General features: G+C 73.3%; 18 protein-coding genes and 1 pseudogene. 10 read left to right on the top strand and 9 right to left on the bottom strand.

The annotated features are described in order from the left end of the window. Nucleotides 1–110 (top strand): annotated as a pseudogene (locus ABGB21_RS25990) (aldo/keto reductase); the annotation flags it as partial. Between the two features lie 5 nt (nt 111–115). Here ABGB21_RS25990 and ABGB21_RS25985 read toward each other — a convergent pair. Together ABGB21_RS25985 and ABGB21_RS25980 are read right to left on the bottom strand one after the other, a co-directional pair. Then, a complete protein-coding gene (locus tag ABGB21_RS25985; protein ID WP_347657491.1) occupies nt 116–778 on the bottom strand; it encodes a hypothetical protein in 663 nt (220 codons plus the stop codon). Nucleotides 779–1012: 234 nt separating this feature from the next. Beyond that, nucleotides 1013–2341, bottom strand: coding sequence for a M20/M25/M40 family metallo-hydrolase (locus ABGB21_RS25980; protein ID WP_347657490.1), 1329 nt, complete (start codon nt 2339–2341; stop codon nt 1013–1015). 158 nt (nt 2342–2499) lie between these two features. On the opposite strand from ABGB21_RS25980, the gene ABGB21_RS25975 reads away from it, so the two are divergent. The 3 genes from ABGB21_RS25975 (at nt 2500) to ABGB21_RS25965 (ending at nt 5015) form a co-directional block, all read left to right on the top strand. After that, complete coding sequence (locus tag ABGB21_RS25975) at nt 2500–3141, top strand: hemerythrin domain-containing protein (protein WP_347679966.1); 642 nt, start codon at nt 2500–2502, stop codon at nt 3139–3141. A 118-nt stretch (nt 3142–3259) separates the two neighbouring features. Then, the gene (locus ABGB21_RS25970; protein WP_347657488.1) at nt 3260–3967 is read left to right on the top strand and encodes a ThuA domain-containing protein; all 708 of its coding nucleotides are present in this window, start codon (nt 3260–3262) and stop codon (nt 3965–3967) included. A gap of 76 nt (nt 3968–4043) precedes the next feature. Then, nucleotides 4044–5015 (top strand): LysR family transcriptional regulator, encoded by a 972-nt coding sequence (locus tag ABGB21_RS25965; RefSeq protein ID WP_347657487.1) that lies wholly within the window; start codon nt 4044–4046, stop codon nt 5013–5015. A gap of 57 nt (nt 5016–5072) precedes the next feature. Here the strand turns inward: ABGB21_RS25965 and ABGB21_RS25960 are convergent, their stop codons facing one another. Further along, on the bottom strand, nt 5073–6335 hold the full coding sequence (locus tag ABGB21_RS25960) for an MFS transporter (protein WP_347657486.1): 1263 nt from the start codon (nt 6333–6335) through the stop codon (nt 5073–5075). 312 nt (nt 6336–6647) lie between these two features. On the opposite strand from ABGB21_RS25960, the gene ABGB21_RS25955 reads away from it, so the two are divergent. Next, nucleotides 6648–6884 (top strand): hypothetical protein, encoded by a 237-nt coding sequence (locus ABGB21_RS25955; protein WP_347657485.1) that lies wholly within the window; start codon nt 6648–6650, stop codon nt 6882–6884. A gap of 100 nt (nt 6885–6984) precedes the next feature. Here the strand turns inward: ABGB21_RS25955 and ABGB21_RS25950 are convergent, their stop codons facing one another. The 3 genes from ABGB21_RS25950 to ABGB21_RS25940 form a co-directional block, all read right to left on the bottom strand. Then, nucleotides 6985–7335 (bottom strand): DUF3140 domain-containing protein, encoded by a 351-nt coding sequence (locus ABGB21_RS25950; protein WP_347657484.1) that lies wholly within the window; start codon nt 7333–7335, stop codon nt 6985–6987. 1 nt (nt 7336) lies between these two features. After that, the gene (locus ABGB21_RS25945) at nt 7337–7504 is read right to left on the bottom strand and encodes a hypothetical protein (protein ID WP_347657483.1); all 168 of its coding nucleotides are present in this window, start codon (nt 7502–7504) and stop codon (nt 7337–7339) included. Between the two features lie 79 nt (nt 7505–7583). Beyond that, on the bottom strand, nt 7584–10151 hold the full coding sequence (locus tag ABGB21_RS25940) for an ATP-dependent Clp protease ATP-binding subunit (protein WP_347679964.1): 2568 nt from the start codon (nt 10149–10151) through the stop codon (nt 7584–7586). A 214-nt stretch (nt 10152–10365) separates the two neighbouring features. On the opposite strand from ABGB21_RS25940, the gene ABGB21_RS25935 reads away from it, so the two are divergent. From ABGB21_RS25935 to ABGB21_RS25915, 5 genes are all read left to right on the top strand, one after another. Beyond that, nucleotides 10366–10740: a hypothetical protein gene (locus ABGB21_RS25935; protein WP_347657481.1), complete on the top strand. Its 375-nt coding sequence runs from the start codon at nt 10366–10368 to the stop codon at nt 10738–10740. Between the two features lie 200 nt (nt 10741–10940). Next, on the top strand, nt 10941–11201 hold the full coding sequence (locus ABGB21_RS25930) for a hypothetical protein (RefSeq protein WP_331215004.1): 261 nt from the start codon (nt 10941–10943) through the stop codon (nt 11199–11201). Nucleotides 11202–11206: 5 nt separating this feature from the next. Continuing rightward, nucleotides 11207–12073, top strand: a complete 867-nt coding sequence (locus ABGB21_RS25925; protein WP_347657480.1) for a hypothetical protein — start codon at nt 11207–11209, stop codon at nt 12071–12073. Then, on the top strand, nt 12066–14840 hold the full coding sequence (locus tag ABGB21_RS25920; protein WP_347679962.1) for an FtsK/SpoIIIE domain-containing protein: 2775 nt from the start codon (nt 12066–12068) through the stop codon (nt 14838–14840). The genes ABGB21_RS25925 and ABGB21_RS25920 overlap by 8 nt, the downstream gene beginning before the upstream one ends. After that, the gene (locus ABGB21_RS25915; protein ID WP_347657478.1) at nt 14837–15505 is read left to right on the top strand and encodes a hypothetical protein; all 669 of its coding nucleotides are present in this window, start codon (nt 14837–14839) and stop codon (nt 15503–15505) included. The genes ABGB21_RS25920 and ABGB21_RS25915 overlap by 4 nt, the downstream gene beginning before the upstream one ends. A 75-nt stretch (nt 15506–15580) precedes the next feature. On the opposite strand, the gene ABGB21_RS25910 is transcribed toward ABGB21_RS25915, so the two are convergent. From ABGB21_RS25910 to ABGB21_RS25900, 3 genes are all read right to left on the bottom strand, one after another. Further along, nucleotides 15581–16864, bottom strand: a complete 1284-nt coding sequence (locus ABGB21_RS25910) for a cupin domain-containing protein (protein ID WP_347657477.1) — start codon at nt 16862–16864, stop codon at nt 15581–15583. Nucleotides 16865–16879: 15 nt separating this feature from the next. Continuing rightward, nucleotides 16880–17122 carry a hypothetical protein gene (locus ABGB21_RS25905; protein WP_347657476.1) on the bottom strand — a complete coding sequence of 81 codons (243 nt, stop codon included), beginning with the start codon at nt 17120–17122 and terminating at the stop codon, nt 16880–16882. 302 nt (nt 17123–17424) lie between these two features. Then, nucleotides 17425–18447: a LacI family DNA-binding transcriptional regulator gene (locus tag ABGB21_RS25900; protein ID WP_347657475.1), complete on the bottom strand. Its 1023-nt coding sequence runs from the start codon at nt 18445–18447 to the stop codon at nt 17425–17427. Between the last annotated feature and the right edge of the window lie 305 nt (nt 18448–18752).

Below are 18752 nucleotides of genomic sequence, written 5' to 3'. Positions count from 1 at the left end.
GCGTTGAGCGGGAGGTGCTGCCCGCCTGCGAGAGCCTGGGCCTCGGCGTGCTGCCGTGGTCACCGCTCGGTCGCGGGGTGCTGACCGGAAAGTACCGGCGCGGCCGGCCGGACGCCTACCGGCTCGGCTCGACCTCCTCGTCGGCGTCCGAGAGGAACGGGTGCTCGTCCAGCCGACCGACCAGGCGGTCGTCCGGTCCGGGGGCGAACGGCCCGCTGCTGTCCTCGTCGTCGAACGCCTCCAGGTCGAGCGGTACGGCCACCTCGCTGACCATCACCACCCCGTCCAGCGGCTCCAGCTCGGGAATGTCCAACGCGCCCAGCGAGCCGTCGCCGGTCTGCAGCAGCTCGAGGACCGCCTCGCCGACGCCCTCGACCGGGACGGACTCCTCGTCCTCCGGGGCACCGGCCCGGCGGGCCGCCTGGGCCACCCGGAGCAGCGCCGCCACACTCGGGACGCGGTAGTCCCGGCGGTGACGCACGGAGAGCACCAGCGGGTGCGGGTCGTTCGGCTCGGCGCCGTCGACACCACCCGCGCCCAGCCGTTCGTCCGCCTCGTCCGGGTCGATCGCCTCCACGTCCCAGGGCGTGACCTCGCCGAAGGCGTCGAGCAGGAGTTCGTCGTACTCGTACGACGCGTTGTTGAGCTCGACGTACGCCTGCCAGACGGCGTCGTCGTCGATCCGGCCCTCGGCGGCCCGGACCGCGGCGAGGTGCGCCCGGGCGGTCTCGATGACCCGTTCCAGAGCGGCGTCCAGCGAGGCGTGCTGGTCGGTCATGGTGTGGTCTGTCCCTTCGATACGTTTGTCAGCGGCGGTGCGGCACGTCCGCCGGGCAGGCGGCGCTCCGACACGGCCGGGGGTACTGGATGGCAGACGGAGACTAGGCGGAGCGGGTACAGGTCGGTCGGGTAGGGTCGGCCGGTCCAACTCGGGCGTGGCCGGCTGTGCCGTCGCCAGGTCCGGCGCCACCAGAACGTCTCACCAGAACCGGCGTCGTCAGCTCTGGCGTCGTCAGCTCTGGCGGAGGAACCTGTCGAGCACCCGCACGCCGAACTGTAGCCCCTCGACCGGCACCCGCTCGTTGATGCCATGGAACAACGCGGAAAAGTTCAGGTCGGCCGGCAGCCGCAGCGGCGCGAACCCGAAACAGCGGATGCCGAGCTTCTGGAACGCCTTCGCGTCCGTACCGCCGGAGAGCATGTACGGCACGGCCCGGGCACCCGGGTCCTCGGCCCGCAGCGCCGCCGCCATCGCGTCGACGAGCTCCCCGTCGAAGCTCGTCTCCACCGCCGGCTGGCGGTGGATGTACTCGATCTCGATGTCCGGTCCGACCACCTCGCGCAGTTGTTCGAGGAAGAGGTCGGACTGGCCGGGCAGGCTGCGGCAGTCGATGGTCGCACTGGCCCGGCCGGGGATCACGTTGTCCTTGTAGCCGGCGGCCAGCCGGGTCGGGTTCGCGGTGTTCCGGATGGTCGCGCCGATGATGTTGGCGATCGGGCCGAGCTTGGCGATCGCCAGCTCCGGGTCGTCCGGGTCGAGCTCGATGTCGAGCGCCTCGGAGACCTGCTCCAGGAAGGACCGCACGGTCGGGGTGACCACCACCGGGAACCGGTGCCGGCCGACCCGGGCGACCGCCTCGGCCAGCGCGGTGACGGCGTTGTCGTCGTGCACCATCGAACCGTGTCCGGGACGGCCCCGGGCGTGCAGCCGCAGCCACTCGAGCCCCTTCTCCGCCGTCTCGATCAGGTAGAGCCGCAGGTCGTCGTTGACGGTGTAGGAGAAGCCGCCGACCTCGCCGATCGCCTCGGTGCACCCCTCGAGCAGGTCGGGGTGCCGGTCGACCAGGAAGTGCGCACCGTACTCGCCACCCGCCTCCTCGTCGGCGGTGAAGGCGAGGACGAGGTCACGCGGTGGGCGTACGCCGGTGCGCTGCCAGTCGCGGACCACCGCCAGCACCATCGCGTCGAAGTCCTTCATGTCGATGGCACCCCGACCCCACAGGTAGCCGTCGGAGATCTCCCCCGAGAACGGGTGCACCGACCACTCCGCGGCGTCCGCCGGCACCACGTCCAGGTGGCCGTGCACCAGCAGCGCACCCCGCGACGGGTCGGTGCCGGGAATCCGGGCGACCAGACTGGTCCGGCCGGGCGCCGACTCCCGCAACTGCGCCTCGACGCCCACCTCGGCGAGCTTCTCGGCGACGTACTCCGCGGCCACCCGCTCACCGACCGTGGTGGCGTTGTCGCCGGTATTGCTGGTGTCGATGCGGAGCAGATCCCGACACAGCTCGACGACCTCGTCGGCGGCGCTCGGCGGGACGGACGCGGAATGGCTACTCATGGGCTTCTTCATACCAGCCGACCCGGTCGGACCGACCGGCCCCACCCGGCCGCGGGTTTCGCCGACCCGAGGCTCGGGTACCTGCCGGCTGTCCAGGCAACAGCCCCGGTCGATACGGTGGCACCGGTTCCTGGACCAGTTTCGTGAGGAGGCCCACCGTGAGCGCGCCGTTGCCCCCGCTGCCCCCGACCGGGGAGGACGAGAACTACCGGCCGGGCGGACAGAGCATGCTCGAGTTGCTCGCCGAGGAGCACGACCAGATCGCGGCGCTCTGCGCCGAGCTCACCGACGACACCGGACCGGAGCGGCGCAGCCAGGTCGCCGAGGTGCTGACCGCGACGGTGGCCCGGCACCTCTCCGGAGAGGAGCAGTACCTCTACCCGACGGTCCGCAGCGTGCTGCCCGACGGCGGGGCGCTGGCCGACCGGGAGCTCGAGGCGGACACCGAACTGCGGCGTACGCTGGCCGAGCTCTCCGACGTCACCCCGGCCGACACCCGGTTCGACCAACTCGCCGACGACCTCGCCCACCGGCTGCGTCGGCACGTCGAGACCGCCCGGACGGTGATCTTCCCGGCGCTGCGGGAGTCGACGAGCGAGACGGACCTGATCCGGCTGGGCAACCGGGTGGAGATCGCCGAGGAGGCCGCACCGACCCGCCCCCACCCGGGCACCCCGGACACCCCACCGTGGAACAAGGTCGTCGAGCCGGCCCTCGGGGTGGTGGACAAGGTCCGGGACGTGGTGACCGGCCGACCGACGTACGTCGAGGACCTGCCCGAGGAGCCGGCCCGGGGCTGAACGTACCGACGGTCCGGGATGTCATGATCCTTCGAAGGCCCCGCCCGGGGAACCGGGCGGGGCCGACCACGGTCGGACGGTCCGGCGGTGGCCGGAGTCGGGGTGGACGGTGGTGACGGTGCGCGACGCACTGGTGGTACGGGGTGGTTGGGACGGCCACGTACCGGTGGCGGCGACGGACCTGTTCATCCCGTTCCTGCGCGACCGGGGATTCTCCGTCGAGGTCCACGACGATCTCGCGGTCTACACCGACGCCGACCGGATGGGCGCCGCCGACCTGGTGGTGCAGTGCTGGTCGATGGGGAGCATCACCGACGCCCAGGCGGCCGGCCTGGCCTCGGCGGTACGGGCCGGAACCGGCTTCGCCGGCTGGCACGGTGGCATCGTCGCCGCCTTCCACCACAACGCCTACCAGCAACTCACCGGCGGGGTCTTCGTCCACCACCCACCGGGGTTCGTCGACCACGAACTGACCGTGCTGCCGGACCGGGCCGACCACCCGATCGTCCGGGGTGTCGGCACGGTGGCCCTGCAGACCGAGAAGTACTGGGTGCTGACCGATCCGCTCAACGACGTACTGGCGACCGTGACGTTCGAGCCGGGGCCGCAGCCGGGGCCGGCGGACGGTCCGGAGGGAACGGACAGCCCCTGGCGGCGAACCGTCACCGTGCCCGCGGTCTGGACCCGGCAGTGGGGCGCGGGCCGGGTCTTCGTCTCGACCGTCGGCCACAAACTCGACGATCTGACGCTTCCGCCGATCCGGATGATCACCGAACGAGGGCTGCTCTGGGCCGCTCGGCAGATTCAGGTGTCCGTTCGGGCGTAGTTTGCATTTCCTTTGGGGGATCTTTCATTGTCCAAAGGTCTTCCCGAGAATCCCGTCCGGGTCCTACCGTCACGCTATGAACCTGGAGCTGCGGCACCTCAAGGTGGTCTGCGCGATCGCGGAGACGGGCAGCGTGACCAAGGCGGCCTCGACCCTGGGGTTGGCACAGCCCGCCCTCACCGCACAGCTCCAGCGCATCGAGCGCACGCTCGGCGGCCCGCTCTTCGAACGGGACCGGCGGGGTGCCCGACCGACCGCGCTGGGCGAGTTGGTGCTGGCCCGGGCCCGGGTGCTGCTGCCCGCGATGAAGGGGCTGCAGGACGAGGCCGCCCGGCTCGCCGGCACCGGTACGACGATGACCCGGTTCCGGTTCGGCGGGGTGAACAGCCCGATCCTCGGTGGGCTGGTGCACCGGCTCGCCGCCGACCAGCCGCACGCGCAGATCAGCACGCACGCGTCCTGGTCGGTCGACGAGCTGGCCCAGATGGTGCTCAGCGGCCGACTCGACTACGTGCTCTCCGGGGTCTGCGGTGACGCGACCCCGTCCGCCGAGTTCGGGCTGACCTGGCGGGCCGTGGCGGTGGACGCGGTGTTCGTCCTGCTGCCCGAGGCGCACCCGTTGGCCGCCGAGGACGAGGTGCACCTGGCCGCGCTCAGTGAGCAGCGCTGGGCAGCGGCGCCCGGCGACGGCTGCTTCGAGAGCTGTTTCGTGGCGGCCTGCGCCCGGGCCGGTTTCACCCCGCGCAAGATCTACGAGACCGACATCCGCAGCTGCATCGACCTGGTCGAGGCGGGTGAGGCGGTCGCGCTGGCCCAGGCGACGTTCCGGCCGGTCTCCGGCCTGGTGACCCGTCCCCTGGCCAACACGCCGCTGCGCTGGCGGCTGCTGCTCGGCTGGCACCCGGAGGCCCCGGCCGCCGCGGTCGCCGACCGGGTACTCGGACACGCCGTCGCCGCGTACAGCGACTCGTTGTCCCGCAACCCCAACTACCTCGCCTGGCTGGCCCGCAACCCCACCTTCGGCCCGCAGGACCTGGCCGCCGCCTGACCCCGCCGGGCAGCGCCTGACGCCTCCGGACACCGTCCTACGTGGCCACAGGCCGGCTCAACCGGCGCTGATCCGACGGGTCAGCGGCCACCAGATCGCCAGTTGGACGAGGGCCAGGGCCAGCACGAACGGCAGGAGTGTCCAGACCCCGACGTGCTGGGCGATCACTCCGGCGAGCCAGGGCAGCGCCGCCCCGCCGATCACCGAGACGCCGTTCATCACCCCGATCGCGGTGGGTACCAGCCGGGCCGAGGTCAACCGGGGCACCAGGGCCATCGCGGTCGGGAAGGCCGGGCCGAGGAAGAAGCCCAGCAGCACCAACCCGACGCTGGCCAGCGCGGCGGTCGGCGCCAGCCAGGCCAGCAGGGCGCTCACCGCGACCCCGGCGAGGCAGCCGAGCACGGTGCCGACCGGGGTCAGCCCGAGCCGGGTGGCGACCGGGCTGATGACGAACCGGCCCACGGTCAGCCCCAACCAGTAGCCGCTGACGGTGTATCCGGCGAGCACGGCCGTCTGCTGGTGCCCATCCACGAGGAAGCTGAAGGCCCAGTTGCCGACGCTCACCTCGAGGCCGACGTAGACGGTGAGGAAGAGCGCGCCGAACAGCACCGCGGGCTGCCGCAGCGCCGCGCCCAGCAGGCCACCGCCAGCCCCCTCCACGGCACGGGTGTGGGCGCCGGCCACGTCACCCGGGCCGTCCGGACGGGTGTCGTCACCGGGGCGGACGTCCGTGCCGGCGGCCGGGACGGCGTCGGCGGGTGCCGACCGGGCCGGGTAGACCGTCAGGAAGCCGACGACCAGTGGCAGGCAGGCCAGGGCGAGCACCAGCCACACCGCCGTCCAGGGCAGCCTGGTCAGCATCCACGCGGCCAACGCCGGCCCGACCAGCGCGCCCACCCCGAAGAACGCGTGCAGGCGGTTGAGCAGGGTGGCCGCGCCCGGCAACTCACTGAGGTAGGCGTTGAGCACCGACTCCAGTACGCCGATGCCATACCCGGCCAGCACCTGCACCGCGACGAACGCCAGGAACGGCGGTCGGACGGCCGTGTAGAGGCCCGCCACCACGAAGGCGCCGCCGCCGACCACGAGCGCGATCCGGACGCCGGTGCGGTCGATCAGTCTTCCGGTGGTGATCCCGGCCAGCAGGAATCCGGCGGAGAAGGTGAAGAAGGTGGTCCCGATGGCCGCCTTGTCCACCTGGTAGTCGAGGATCTGGGCCGGCAACAGAACGCCACCGACCCCGGCGCTCACACCGACGAAAACGAACGCGGCGTAGGCGAGCAGGACCGCCGGTCGGTGACCGGTTCGAGGGACGGGCACGCGGGCTCCTACGAGGGAGGTCGATCGACGCGGGGGAAGACGTCGGATCGCAGGATGCTAGTCGTGCCGTGCCCGCCCTGGCGAGCGGTATGAGTCAGCCGGGATATACCCCGCCAGTTTCCGGACGGCTACCTTGACGGTGCCCCGCCCGATCCGGGCCCGGCACGCCGACGGCCAGCGCCCCGGCGGTCCGGGCCCGACCCCCGGTCGGCGGGGCACCGACCACCGTGCGCCGCCCGGGTCCGGGCCGGGCGGCGCACGGGTACGCGGGTCGGCGGTGCGAACCGGCCGACAGCGGGTACCGGTACCGGTATGACCGATCTACTGCCGCCCGAGGACGACCGGGAGACCGCCCGCCGGATCGCCGCCGCCCACACCGCCGCCTCGCGGGACGTGGAAGCCTTCCTGCGCCGGGTCCCGGAGCTGCCGAACCCGGAGGACGTCGCCGAGTACGCCGCGCTGTTGGCCCGGGAGGAGGCGATCCGGGTCGAGCGGACCACAGCGGCGGAGGTCGCCGGCCTCGACGGCTCCACCATCAGCGGGGAGTGATGCGCGGCGGTGCCCGCCGGACACGATCCTGCCGCGGTCACGCCGAGCGTGACCGCGGCAGGATCGTCCGCCCGGTTCCCGCCGGGCGGACCTCGGCCGGCTACCGCTCGATCAGCGGGTCGTGACCCAGGTCCAGGAGCGAACGGCGCCACCCCTCGTCGGTCACCCCCGCGGCGGGGCGGGTGTCGAGCAGATCCTGGATCTCCGCGACCGTCTCCCGCATGGTCCTGATGTCCTCGTCGGTCAGGTCGACCTTGCGCTTGCGCAGTACGGCGAGAATGTGTCGACCCGGTTCGGGAAGCCCCAGGTCCGGGTCGGCGCCGAACGCCTCCTCACCCGAGCCCTGGGTCAACAGCCAGCTGCGCAACTGCTCCGAGGTGACGTTGACGCAGCTGTGGAAGTCGTTCCACAGCTGCTCCACCTCCGGTTCGACCCGCTGCTGTCGTACCATCTCAGGCCTCCTCCGTCGCCTCGGTCGTCTCCGGCGCAGGTTCCTCCTCCGCCCTGGTCCGCGCCGCCCTGGGCGGCCGCGGCCGGGGCGACTCGGGACCTGAGGTCGGCGGTCGCAGCACGGCGTCGGTCTTCGGACTCTTCTCGCGGTTCTCCTCGGGCTGGCTCACGCTGTTCTCCTCCACTCGACTTCGGCGGGCACGCCGGGGCGGCACGTCCGGCGTGCTCGGGGGCGGCGCGCACCGCCGCTCACCGGCCCGCGGAGAGGGCCGCCGGGCTGCGCCCACCGGAGCGTTTCCCCTCGGACACCTCGAAGGTCAGCTGGTCGTCGCGGGCGTCCACGGTGACCCGCTGTCCCGGCACGAGCGTGCCGTCGAGCAGCATCCGGGAGAGCCGGTTGTCGACCTCTCGCTGGATGGTCCGGCGTAGTGGCCGGGCCCCGAACTGCGGCTCGTAGCCGTGCTCGGCGATCCAGTCCACCCCCTCGGTGGTGAAGTCGACGAGGATGTCCTGGGCGTGCAGCCGCCGCCGGGTCTCGTCCAGCAGCAGTTCGGTGATCTGCCGCAGCTGCTCGTTCTCCAGCCGACGGAAGATGATCACCTCGTCGATCCGGTTCAGGAACTCCGGTCGGAACTGCTCCTGGAGGCGACGCATCAGCCGTTCCCGCAGCTCGGTGTTCTCCTGGTCCTCCCCGCCCTCGGCGCCGCCGCCGAACCCGACGCTGCGTTGGGTGCCGGTGATCAGTTCCGAACCCAGGTTGCTGGTCATGATCAGTACGGTGTTCCGGAAGTTGACCGTCCGCCCCTGACTGTCGGTGAGCCGACCGTCGTCGAGGACCTGCAGCAGGATGTTGAAGACGTCCGGGTGGGCCTTCTCGATCTCGTCGAGCAGCACCACGGCGTACGGGCGCCGGCGTACCGCCTCGGTCAGCTGACCCGCCTCCTCGTACCCGACGTAGCCGGGCGGGGCGCCGACCAGCCGGCTCACCGTGTGCCGTTCCTGGAACTCGCTCATGTCCAGCCGGACCATCCGGTCCTGCTCGCCGAAGAGCGCCTCGGCCAGGGCCCGGGCCAGTTCCGTCTTGCCGACCCCGGTCGGGCCGAGGAACAGGAAACTGCCCATCGGCCGGTCCGGGTCGGCCAGGCCGGTCCGCGACCGGCGGACCGCCTCGGCGACCGCGCTCACCGCGTCGTCCTGGCCGACCACCCGCTCGTGCAGGTGCCCCTCCAGGCGCAGCAGCCGGTCCCGCTCCTCCTCGGTGAGTTGGCTGACCGGGATCCCGGTGGCCCGGGAGACCACCTCGGCGATCTCCTGTGGACCCACCTCGGGCACCCTCGACCGGTCGCCGTTTCCCCGGGCCGCCTCCAGCCGTTCCTTCAACTCCTGGCAACGGTCACGCAGTTCGGAGGCGCGTTCGTACTGCTCGTCGGCGACGGCCTGGTCCTTGTCCCGCTTCACCTCCTCCAGTTCCCGCTCCAGCTCCCGTACGTCGCCGGCCGGCGTACGGGTCCGCAGCCGTACCCGGGCGCCGGCCTGGTCGAGCAGGTCGATCGCCTTGTCGGGCAGGAACCGGTCGGTGATGTACCGGTCGGAGAGCTCGGCCGCCGCCACCAGTGCCTCGTCGGTGAACCGGACCTGGTGGTGGGCCTCGTAACGGTCCCGCAGTCCGCGCAGGATCTCGGTGGTGTCGTCGATGGTGGGCTCCGGGACGAGCACCGGCTGGAAGCGCCGGGCGAGTGCGGCGTCCTTCTCGATGTAGCGCCGGTACTCGTTGAGTGTGGTCGCCCCGATCACCCGCATGTCGCCCCGGGCCAGCGCCGGCTTGAGCATGTTGCTGGCGTCCATCCCGCCCTCGGCGCCGGAGCCGCCGGCACCGACCAGGGTGTGCAGTTCGTCGAGGAAGACGATCAGCTCGTCGCCGTGTGCCCGGATCTCGTCGATGACCTTCTTCAGCCGCTCCTCGAAGTCGCCCCGGTAGCGGGTCCCGGCAACCAGACCGGCGAGGTCGAGCTGGACCACGCGCTTGCCGATCAGGGTCTGTGGCACGTCACCGTCGGCGATCCGCTCGGCGAGGCCCTCGACGATGGCGGTCTTGCCCACCCCGGCCTCGCCGATCAGGACCGGGTTGTTCTTGGTACGCCGGGACAGGATCTCCACCGCCTGTTCGATCTCGTCGGCCCGGCCGATCACCGGGTCGACCTCGTTCGCCCGGGCGAGGTCGGTGAGGTCCTGGCCGTACTGGTCGAGGGTGGGGGTGCCCCGGTCGGGCGGCCCGGCGTTGCCGCCCGCGTTGGCGCTGGCCGCCTGCAGCGACTGCGGCTGGATCCGACCGGCGGCGAGCATCCGACCGGCCGGGGACTCCGGGTTCAGCGGCAGGGCCATCAGGATGTGTTCGGGACCGATGTACGAGGCGCCCATCGCCCGGGAGAGCTGGTGGGCGTCGAGCAGTGCCCGTTTCGCGGCCGGGGTGAGCGACATGTTCGAGGGGACCTGGCCGTGCCGCGCGGGGCGCTCCACCCGCCGTTCGCCGCCGAGCGCGCCCTGCAGCGCCTCCGGGTCCGCGCCGGCCCGGCTGAGCAGGTCACGTAGGGGTTCCCGCTGCAGCGCCGCCCAGAGCAGATGGTCGGTGTCCAGGTCGCTGCTGTCGGCCTGCGCGGCCCGCCGGGCCGCGTCGGCGAGCATCTCCCGGGCGTCCGCGGTCATCAGCCGGGTGATGTCCACCCGTTGCCCCTGCCGCCGGCTCTCCCCCCGCCCGAAGTACCGGGCCAGGAACTCGTCCCACGGGTCGGCACCGAAGTCGCCGGGTCCCTGAGTCATCTTCGTCCCCCTCATGGGCGCGTCCCTCGCGGGCACGGACACTGGCGCCACCTGGCCTACCCGGCGGAAGGCCCGACAAACGCCGCCTATCGGTCGTCTGTTCGTCCCCGTCGGGCCCTCGCGCCGGCCGTGCTTCCGGGCCGCGGGCCGGGGTGGTCCGGCGTGCCGCCGGGTCGCTGCCGGCCGTGCCGACGGATGGTGGCAGGCTGGGCCGATGGAACCCGGGTCGTTGCTGGTCGTGGACGCCGCCAATGTCGTGGGCTCGACTCCGGACGGCTGGTGGCGTGACCGGGCCGCGGCGACCGCCGGGCTGCGGGACCGGCTCGCGCCGGTGGGCCGGCTGGGCCTGCCGGGACTGGCTCCTCCGGTGGAGGTGGTGCTGGTGGTCGAGGGGGTGTCCCGTCGGGTGCCGGGCATCGACGAGGTCCGGGTGGTCGCCGCCGACGGGTCCGGGGACGATACGATCGTGGCCCTGGTCGGCGCCGAGGGCACCGGGCGGAGGTGTGTGGTGGTCACCGCGGACCGGGAGTTGCGGTCCCGGGTGGCCGCGCTCGGTGCCGAGGTACGCGGCCCGCGGTGGCTGCGTTGACGTAGCCCGACCACCCAAACTGTCGGAGATCCGACTCGGTAGTCATTCGACCACAGAAAGTAGCAGCTCGCCTGAGCTGCACCCGATCTTGGCCGCCCCCGGTGGACCGGACACCCGGGCAGCAAACGCCCAGGGGGCCACCGACCGGTCCGAGGGATAAGCTCTAATAAGAGCCCTCCCCGCCCCCAGGAGGTTTCGCCGTGGCGAGCGTCGCCGAGTTGAAGGCAGCCATCGATGCCGCGCTCCAACAGATCGGCGACGGCCAGGCCGCGGTCCAGGCCGCCAGCGAGAAACTGGCCGAGGCACAACAGACCCTGGCCGGCGCGTTGGAGGGCAGTGGACACAGCACTGTCGACGCCGCCCAGGCATCGCTCTCCCAGGCCGCCCAGGAGCTGGAGGAATGTCTCGCCGCGACCCTCGCCGCGGTGGAACAGGCCCAGCTCTACGTCTCGACCCTCTGATCCGGATGTCCATCATCTCCGACCTCGGCGCCCAGGTCCGGGCCGCCTCCGACGACCTGCCGATCGCCCTGGTGGTGGAGGCGCTCGACCGGCTCACGCTCGCCTCCGAACGGCTGCGCTGGGTCCGGCAGGAATCTGTCGACCCGCTCGGCGTACCGGAACTCTCCGCCGCCACCGAGCACGCGGAGACTGCCGGCCACGCCCTCCGACTGGCCCAGGACCAACTCGCCACCTACCTGGCGGCGATCGGTCTCGGCCGGGACGGCACCCCGGCCGCCCGGCCGCCGGGCCCCGCCGGTGAGCGTCCCGGCCCACCGGCCGCCGAGCCCTTGGCCGCGCCCCGCCGTGTCGCCGCCGGACCCGCCGGACGGTGGTGGGCGGTGCGGGTCGCCGAGCTGTTCGACCGCCGGGACGCCCCGGCGGTCGAACCGGACCGGGAGATCACCGACGCGGAGGAGTTGCTGCGCCGGGTGACCACCGGTGTCCGCTCCGGCGACCGGGGCCGGCTGCAGACCGAACTGCGCGCGGTCGAGGCCAACGTCGGGCTCGGCCTCGCCTCGGTCGCGCCGCCGGTGCTCCGGGACCTGGCCACCACACTGCTCGGTCACCCACCCCGGGCTGCCGACCTGCCCCGGCTACGCCGGGAGGTCGGCAGCCGGGTCACCGACCTCCTGCCCAACCTGCCACCCGCCGTGCTGGAGACGTTGCTCAGCCGGGTCTGCCGGATGCCACCGCCGAAGAATCCGGTGGAGCAGCCACACCCCGCCGATCCGGCGGTCGCCGCCGGAATCGTCACCGGGCTGCTCATGCAGCGGCTCGGCGTCGACCAGCGCCCGGTCACCGCCCGCGCACCCCGGGACACCCATGCCTGACCTCCGGACCCAGCTCGTCACCCGGGTCCGCACCATGTTGTCGCACGCCCTGGGCTCGTCCCGGACCCGACTCGGCACGGCCCGGACCGAACTGGACGCCGCCGCGCAGCGGCTCCGGCGGGTCCGGGAGGCAGCGGCCCGGGTGCCGGACCGGGTCGGTACCGAACGCGACCGCCGGGTCGCCGACCTCGCCGACCGGTACGCCGCCCAGATCGACCGCCTCGCCAACCGCGCCGGTACGGCGGCGGCCCGGGATGCGCCGGGTGCCGCCAGCACGGACTGGCCGGACTGGCGGCCGACACCGGTGACCCGGGGCGAGCCACCCGGACCACTGCGGATCGGCACGATCCGCCTGCCCGGCAGCCCGACGGTTCCGGCGCTGGTGCCGCTGCTCGACACCGGCCACGTACAGCTGTCCGGTACGGACCGGGCCGGCTGCGACGACGTCGTCGCCACCCTGCTGCTGCGTGCCCTCGGCCGGGCCGCCCCCGGAGCGGTCCGGCTGATCGGCTACGACCCGGAACACCTCGGTGGCGGACTCGCCGGATTCGCCCCGCTCTCCACCGCCGGCCTGCTGACCTTCGTCGGTCCCGGCGGCCTGGCCCGACTCCTCGACGACCTCGTCGACCAGATCCGCCGGATCAACGAGACCGTCCTCGCCGGCGAGTACCGGTCGCTGCGGGAGCTGGCCGCGGCAACCGGTCGGCGCCCCGAACCGTGGCGGGTGGCGGTGCTGCTCGGCGGCGAGGAACTGTCCCGGCACGAGCGGGGACAGCTGGACCGGGTGGTCCGGACCGGTGCCGCCTGTGGCGTGCACCTGGTGGTACGGGGCATCGCGCTGCCCGCCGAACCGACCGTCTGCCGGGTGGTGGTGACCGACGCCGAGGCCCGCCTGGACTCCTGTCCCGACCTGCCGGTACGCCTCGATCCCGCACCGCCGGCCACCCTCGTCACCGAGACCAGCCGGGAGGTCGCCACCCGGGTCAACGCCGGTCCCCCACCGACCCCCTTCACCGACCTGCTGCCGCCGGTGGACGAGATGTGGCGGGAGGACTCGTCGCACGGGCTGACCGCGCCGATCGGCGACGGCCCGCAGGGTCGACCGGTGCTGCTGACCCTCGGGGACTACCCGCCGCACGCCCTGATCGGCGGCCCGTCCGGCACCGGCAAGACCAATCTGATCTTCGCCTGGATCGGTGCGCTCGCCGCCCGCTACTCCCCCGCCGAGCTGGAGTTCTACCTGCTCGACTTCAAGGAGGGGGTGTCGTTCGCCCGGTTCGCCCAGGGTCGGCGCGACCCGAGCTGGCTGCCGCACATGCGGCTGGTGGGCATCAACGTCAACACCGACCGCGAGTTCGGGCTCGCCCTGCTACGCTTCCTCGCCGAGGAACTGCGCCGACGGGCCGACGCCGCAAAACGGCACGAGGTCACCAAGCTCTCCGAACTTCGCAGCGTCGATCCGCAGGGACGCTGGCCCCGGATCGTCGCCGTGGTCGACGAGTTCCAGATGTTGCTCGCCGGCCGGGACGCGGTCGCCCGGGAGTCCGCCGACCTGTTGGAGGACCTGGCCCGGCGCGGCCGGTCCCAGGGCATCCACCTGGTCCTCGCCTCGCAGGATGTCCGGGGCATCGAGGCGCTCTGGGGCCGCCCGGCCCTGGTCGCCCAGTTCACCCTCCGGATCGCGCTGCCCAAGGCGCTGCGGATCCTGGCCGAACGCAACGACGTCGCGCAGACCCTGCCCCGGCACCACGCCGTGGTCAACGCCGAGTCCGGCATGCCGGAGGGCAACCAGGTGGCCCGGATTCCGGCCGCGAGTGACTGGGGCACCTGGAGCGACCTGCAGCACCGGCTGTGGCGGATGCGGCCGCCGGACGCCGCCCCGGCCCGGCTCTTCGACGGTGACGCGATCCCCCGGCTGGACGAGGCACCCGACTTCGTCGCCCTCCGGCCGTCCGGGACGGAGCGGGTCGGCAACGCCGGCCGGGAATCCCGCACCGCCGGCGATGCCACCCGGGAGGCCGGCACCGACGCCGGTGTCGAGCGGGCCCCGGGCGGCGCCCGAGGGCCGGTCGCCCTGCTCGGCGAGATCATCGATGTGCAGGCGAGATCGGCCGGGATGCGACTGCCCCGGGCCCCGGGACGCAACCTGGCGGTGCTCGGCACCGGCGTGGACGAGGCCTACGCGGTGCTGGAGGCGGCGGCCCGCTCGCTGCGCCGCCAACACCGGCCCGGTACCGCCCGGTTCTCCATCGCCTGCCTGGATCCGGACGCCGACACCGCGGCCCGCTCGCTCTACGAGGCGCTGGGCGACGACGCCGCCTGGTACGACGAGGAGGACATCACGGAGCTGATGGCCGAGACAGCGAACGGGCTCGGCCGGGGCAGCGCCCCCGGCGAACCGCACTACCTGCTCCTCTACGCGGTCGACGCGGCGGCCGGGCAACTCGGTGGCAGCCTCGGCGGGCGAACCGGACTGGAGCACCTGCGACACATCCTGCACAACGGCCCCGAGCGACGTACCCACACCTTCGCCTGGTGGCGCGGGGTGGCCCGGATGCGGGCCGACCTCGGCGGGCCGGCGTCGCGTACCGACCAGATCGGCGCCTGGATCGCCCTGGACGTGCAGGGGGCGGAACTGGGCACCTCCCTCTACCCCGCGGCGGGCAGCGGCCCCGACTGGTATCCCCGGCCCTGGCGTGGCCTGTTCTTCGACCGGGCGGTGCACCGTACCGGCCAGGTGATCATCCCGTATGGACCGTCCCGATGACCGACGAACCGGAACCCGTCGAGTCGTACGCCCGGGCGATCCGGCAACTGGCCGAGGTGACCGGCCGGGCCAACGCCGAGCGGGCCGAGGCGGACGCCTGGTACGCGCGCCAGTGCCGCGCCGCCGAACGCGCGGTACGGGACGCGGAACAGGCGGTACGGCGGGCCGAGGCGGAGGTGGCGGCGGCCCAGGAGGAGGTCGACGCCACCGAGGCCGAGGTGCTGCATCTCTGGAGCACCCTGCGCGGGCACCTGGGCGCGGCCAACCGGCGCCTGGGCGAACCGCCGCTGCCCCGGGCCGGGGCGGTCGGTGACACCGAGGCGCTGCTCGACGGCGCCCGTGAACTGCTCGAACGGGCCCGTACGCCGGGCGAGCTGCCGGGCACGACCCGGCCGTTGCTGGCCCTGTTCGGGGTCCTCGGCTCGGCCGCCGCGTACGCCCTCGGGTTGGCCGCCCGCGCGGTCGGTCTCCGGTACGGCGGAGACCTCGCGGTCGCGATGCCGGTCCTGAGTCTGCTGGTCGCCCTGCTCGGGCCGGTGGTCGGGCTGTTGCCGGCCAAGGTCCTCGCCGAGCGGCGGCACGCCGGACTGGATCTGCGGGCCGGACTGGTGGTGGTCGTCGCCGGCCTGGTCACCACCGGCGCGCTCTTCGGGCTGCTCCGGTGATCCCACCCCAAGGGGGTGCGGAAGGGCCCTTCCACAGCACCGGGCTACCGCCCCGGCGACGGGAAGGCCCCCTTCCTAGACCTCGACGGCGACGGCTTCGCGGAGCAGCCGGCGGGCCAGCACGATCCGGTCGGCGTCGTCGTCCAGCCCGGGCAGATCGCCAACCCGGGTCACGCCGCCAGCGAGGAACGCCCGGAGGGCGAGCGCGCACTGCGCCGGGAAGCTGACGGCACGGTCGAACAGCAGCAGGCCCACCCGGCCCGGGCTGTCGCCGTCGCCGTCGGCGGGCTCGGGCCGCAGCTGCCAGCGCAGTCCCGGCCGGGGTGTCAGCCGGGTGTCGGCGTCGAGCCGGGCGATCGCGGCGGCCTGGGCAAGCGGTCGGATCGGCGCCGGTCGGGCGGCCGGCCAGGCCCGGCGCCGCAACCGTTCCGCGACGGCCGCCGGATCGGCCCGCAGCAGCCAGTCCCGCAGTGCCTCGACGGTCTCGGTCAGTTCCGGTTCGAGCTGGTTGACATCGGCGACGTCCACGCCGAGGGGCAGCCCGGCGCGGAGCCGGCGGTCCTCGGCGGCCAGGTCGAGCAGCGCCTCCACGACCGCGTACCGGGTCAGTGCCCGCACCCCGACGGTGAGGTGCAGGCTCGCCTCGTCCCGGGCCGCGGCACTGTGCAGCCAGCCCCGGGGCAGGTAGAACGCGTCGCCGGGGGCCAGCACCACGTCCAGCGCGGGTGGCCCGTCGGCGACCGCCGACACCTCGTCGGCCCGCCCGCCCCAGGGCTGCCGTTCCAGCGGGTCGGGCAGCACCGGCTCGTGGATCCGCCAGTGCTTGTGCCCGTCGACCTGGAGTACGAAGACGTCGTGGGTGTCGTAGTGGGTGGCGAAGCCCTGGTTGCCGGGTGGGGTCAGGTAGGCGTTGACCTGTAGCGGCTGCCCCAGGGTGAGGCTCAGTTCACGGGTGAAGTCGATCAGCGCCGGCCAGGTGCGGTGCAGTCCCTGGAGCACCAGGGTGGCACCGTCGGCGTAGAGGGCGAGGACCCGTTCGTCGAGTACCTGGTCGGCGATCTCGGCGCCCGCCCCGCCGCCGCCGGTGTAGCGCCCGGTCGGCAGTACCTCGCCGTTACGGGCCACCCGCAGGAACGGGGCACGCAGCCCGCGCCGGCTGAGTAGTTCGTCGGCGTCGGCGGGACTGAGCAGGTCGGTGAAACCCGCCGGGTTCGGCAGTTCGGTGGCCCGGGAGAGCAGCGGAACCCGTCCCCAGTGGGCGGCGGCGAACTTCGCCGGCTCGACCGCCACACAGCGCCCCAGGGCCGGTGCGGTCCGCCGGGTGGGCGGCGCCACACCCATGGTCGGTTTCTCGCGCATCGTGCTGCCGCGGGCCTACCGGGCGGCGCCGTCGGCGCCACCGTCGTGCTGGCCGGGGGTGGCACCACCGTCGGCCGGACCCTCGGCACTGCCGTCCGCGCCACCGTCGTGCTGGCCGGGGGTGGCACCACCGTCGGCCGGACCCTCGGCACTGCCGTCCGCGCCACCGTCGTGCTGGCCGGGGGTCGCGCCACCGTCGGCCGGACCCTCGCCGCCACCGCCGGCGGTGCTGCGGATGTCGTCGTCGTCGAGTCTCATCGGTACTCCCTCGCCGTCGCGCGCCCCGACGGGTGGCAGGGCGTCGCTAGCGGGTACCCAGCGCCGGATCGCCTCTAACCCGGCAAACCGGCCCGCCCCGTCAATCGGGCAGGATCGGTGGCGAGTCAGCAGGGAACACCGGCCGGTCCGAGACCAGGGACCGCCGGCCCGCCCCGGGACACCGGCGCCGCCCCGACCCGCCCACGAGCCGGCGGGACCTACCGGAAGGCTCCCGGTAATCCCGTCGCGGCGCAGGAGGCGGGCGGCGCGGCCCAGGATCGACGGCGCGGCGGCCGGTACGGTCAGCGTCGCGGGTACGGCGCCGAACTGTCCCGGACCACCAGGTCGGTGGAGAGTTCCACGCGCGGGGTGTCCAGCGACTCTCCCTGGGCCAGCCGGAGCACCGTCCGGGCGGCCAGGATGCCCATCTCGGCGAGCGGCTGGCGCACCGTGGTGAGTGGAGGCGAGGCCCACCGCGCCTCCGGCAGGTCGTCGAAGCCGACCACGCTGACGTCGTCCGGCACCCGGAGGGCACGACGGCGCACCGCCTCGTACGCCCCGAACGCCATCTGGTCGCTGGAGGCGAAGATCGCGGTCGGTGGTTCGTCGAGGTCCAGCAGCGCGCTGCCGCCGGAGAAGCCGGACTCGTGGTAGAAGTCGCCGGGCACGATCAACTCGTCCCGCAGCGGGATGCCGGCGGCGTCCAGCGCGGCCCGGTAGCCGTCGAGGCGGGCGCGGCTGCACAGCAGCCGGGGCGGACCGGCGATGAAGCCGATCCGCCGGTGCCCCAGCGACAGCAGGTGCTCGGTGGCCCGCAGCCCGCCGGCCCAGTTCGTCGCGCCGATGGTCGGGATGTCCAGGCTCGGCACGCCCGCCGGGTCGACCAGCACCATCGGCACGTTCAGCCGACGCAGTTCGGCGTGCACCGGCGGGGCGAGGTCGCTGGCGACCAGGATGACGCCGTCGGTGGCTCGGGTACGAAGGTTCTGCAGCCACTGCCGGGTCGAGGTGGAGCGGCGGTGGATCGCCGAGACGACGGTGCCGACCCCGGCGGCGTGTGCCACGTCCTCCACGCCCCGGATGATCTCCACCGCCCACGGGCTGTCCAGGTCGTTGAAGATCAGGTCGACGAGGCTGGCCCCGGCCCGCGGTCGGGTGGCCCGGCGCCGGTAGCCGTGCCGGCGCAGCAGTTCCTCCACCCGCTCCCGGGTTTGTGGTGCGACGTCGTTGCGGCCGTTGAGCACCCGGGAGACGGTGGGCACCGACACACCCGCCTCCTGGGCGATGGCGGTGATGGTGATCCTTCGTCCTTCGTCGACCGTCACGAGGCAGCTCCTTCGTTGAGGCTTCAGGGTACGACCGAAACACTTTCGAGGGTGCACCGGCGTCCCCACCGTGCCTTCTCCGTATTTTGCCCCAGCTTCCGGGGTTGACTGTCCGCACAACGGGCCATAGCGTTCCGATCCAGTTACGGAATTATTCCGGAAACTTTTCGCCGGAGGGATCGGTTATGACGGTGACCCGCCCTGCCACGAGGACGACGCTCGGCACCGCTCCGGACGAAGGCCACCACCCACGCCCCGCCCACCGGTCCGTCAGCGGACCGGGCCGACCGACCGGCGACCACGGT

This window comes from Plantactinospora sp. B24E8 (assembly GCF_039871735.1).
GTDB lineage: Bacteria > Actinomycetota > Actinomycetes > Mycobacteriales > Micromonosporaceae > Plantactinospora.
This window is presented reverse-complemented; position numbering and strand designations above follow the sequence as displayed.

Excerpts from the sequence above, each read along its gene's own strand:
- ABGB21_RS25935 (WP_347657481.1), top strand. The coding sequence starts at position 10,366 with ATGGAACCCGGGTCGTTGCTGGTCGTGGACGCCGCCAATGTCGTGGGC.
- ABGB21_RS25965 (WP_347657487.1), top strand. The coding sequence starts at position 4,044 with ATGAACCTGGAGCTGCGGCACCTCAAGGTGGTCTGCGCGATCGCGGAG.
- ABGB21_RS25915 (WP_347657478.1), top strand. The coding sequence starts at position 14,837 with ATGACCGACGAACCGGAACCCGTCGAGTCGTACGCCCGGGCGATCCGG.
- ABGB21_RS25955 (WP_347657485.1), top strand. The coding sequence starts at position 6,648 with ATGACCGATCTACTGCCGCCCGAGGACGACCGGGAGACCGCCCGCCGG.
- ABGB21_RS25950 (WP_347657484.1), bottom strand. The coding sequence starts at position 7,335 with ATGGTACGACAGCAGCGGGTCGAACCGGAGGTGGAGCAGCTGTGGAAC.
- ABGB21_RS25910 (WP_347657477.1), bottom strand. The coding sequence starts at position 16,864 with ATGCGCGAGAAACCGACCATGGGTGTGGCGCCGCCCACCCGGCGGACC.
- ABGB21_RS25980 (WP_347657490.1), bottom strand. The coding sequence starts at position 2,341 with ATGAGTAGCCATTCCGCGTCCGTCCCGCCGAGCGCCGCCGACGAGGTC.
- ABGB21_RS25925 (WP_347657480.1), top strand. The coding sequence starts at position 11,207 with ATGTCCATCATCTCCGACCTCGGCGCCCAGGTCCGGGCCGCCTCCGAC.
- ABGB21_RS25985 (WP_347657491.1), bottom strand. The coding sequence starts at position 778 with ATGACCGACCAGCACGCCTCGCTGGACGCCGCTCTGGAACGGGTCATC.
- ABGB21_RS25905 (WP_347657476.1), bottom strand. The coding sequence starts at position 17,122 with ATGAGACTCGACGACGACGACATCCGCAGCACCGCCGGCGGTGGCGGC.
- ABGB21_RS25920 (WP_347679962.1), top strand. The coding sequence starts at position 12,066 with ATGCCTGACCTCCGGACCCAGCTCGTCACCCGGGTCCGCACCATGTTG.
- ABGB21_RS25940 (WP_347679964.1), bottom strand. The coding sequence starts at position 10,151 with ATGACTCAGGGACCCGGCGACTTCGGTGCCGACCCGTGGGACGAGTTC.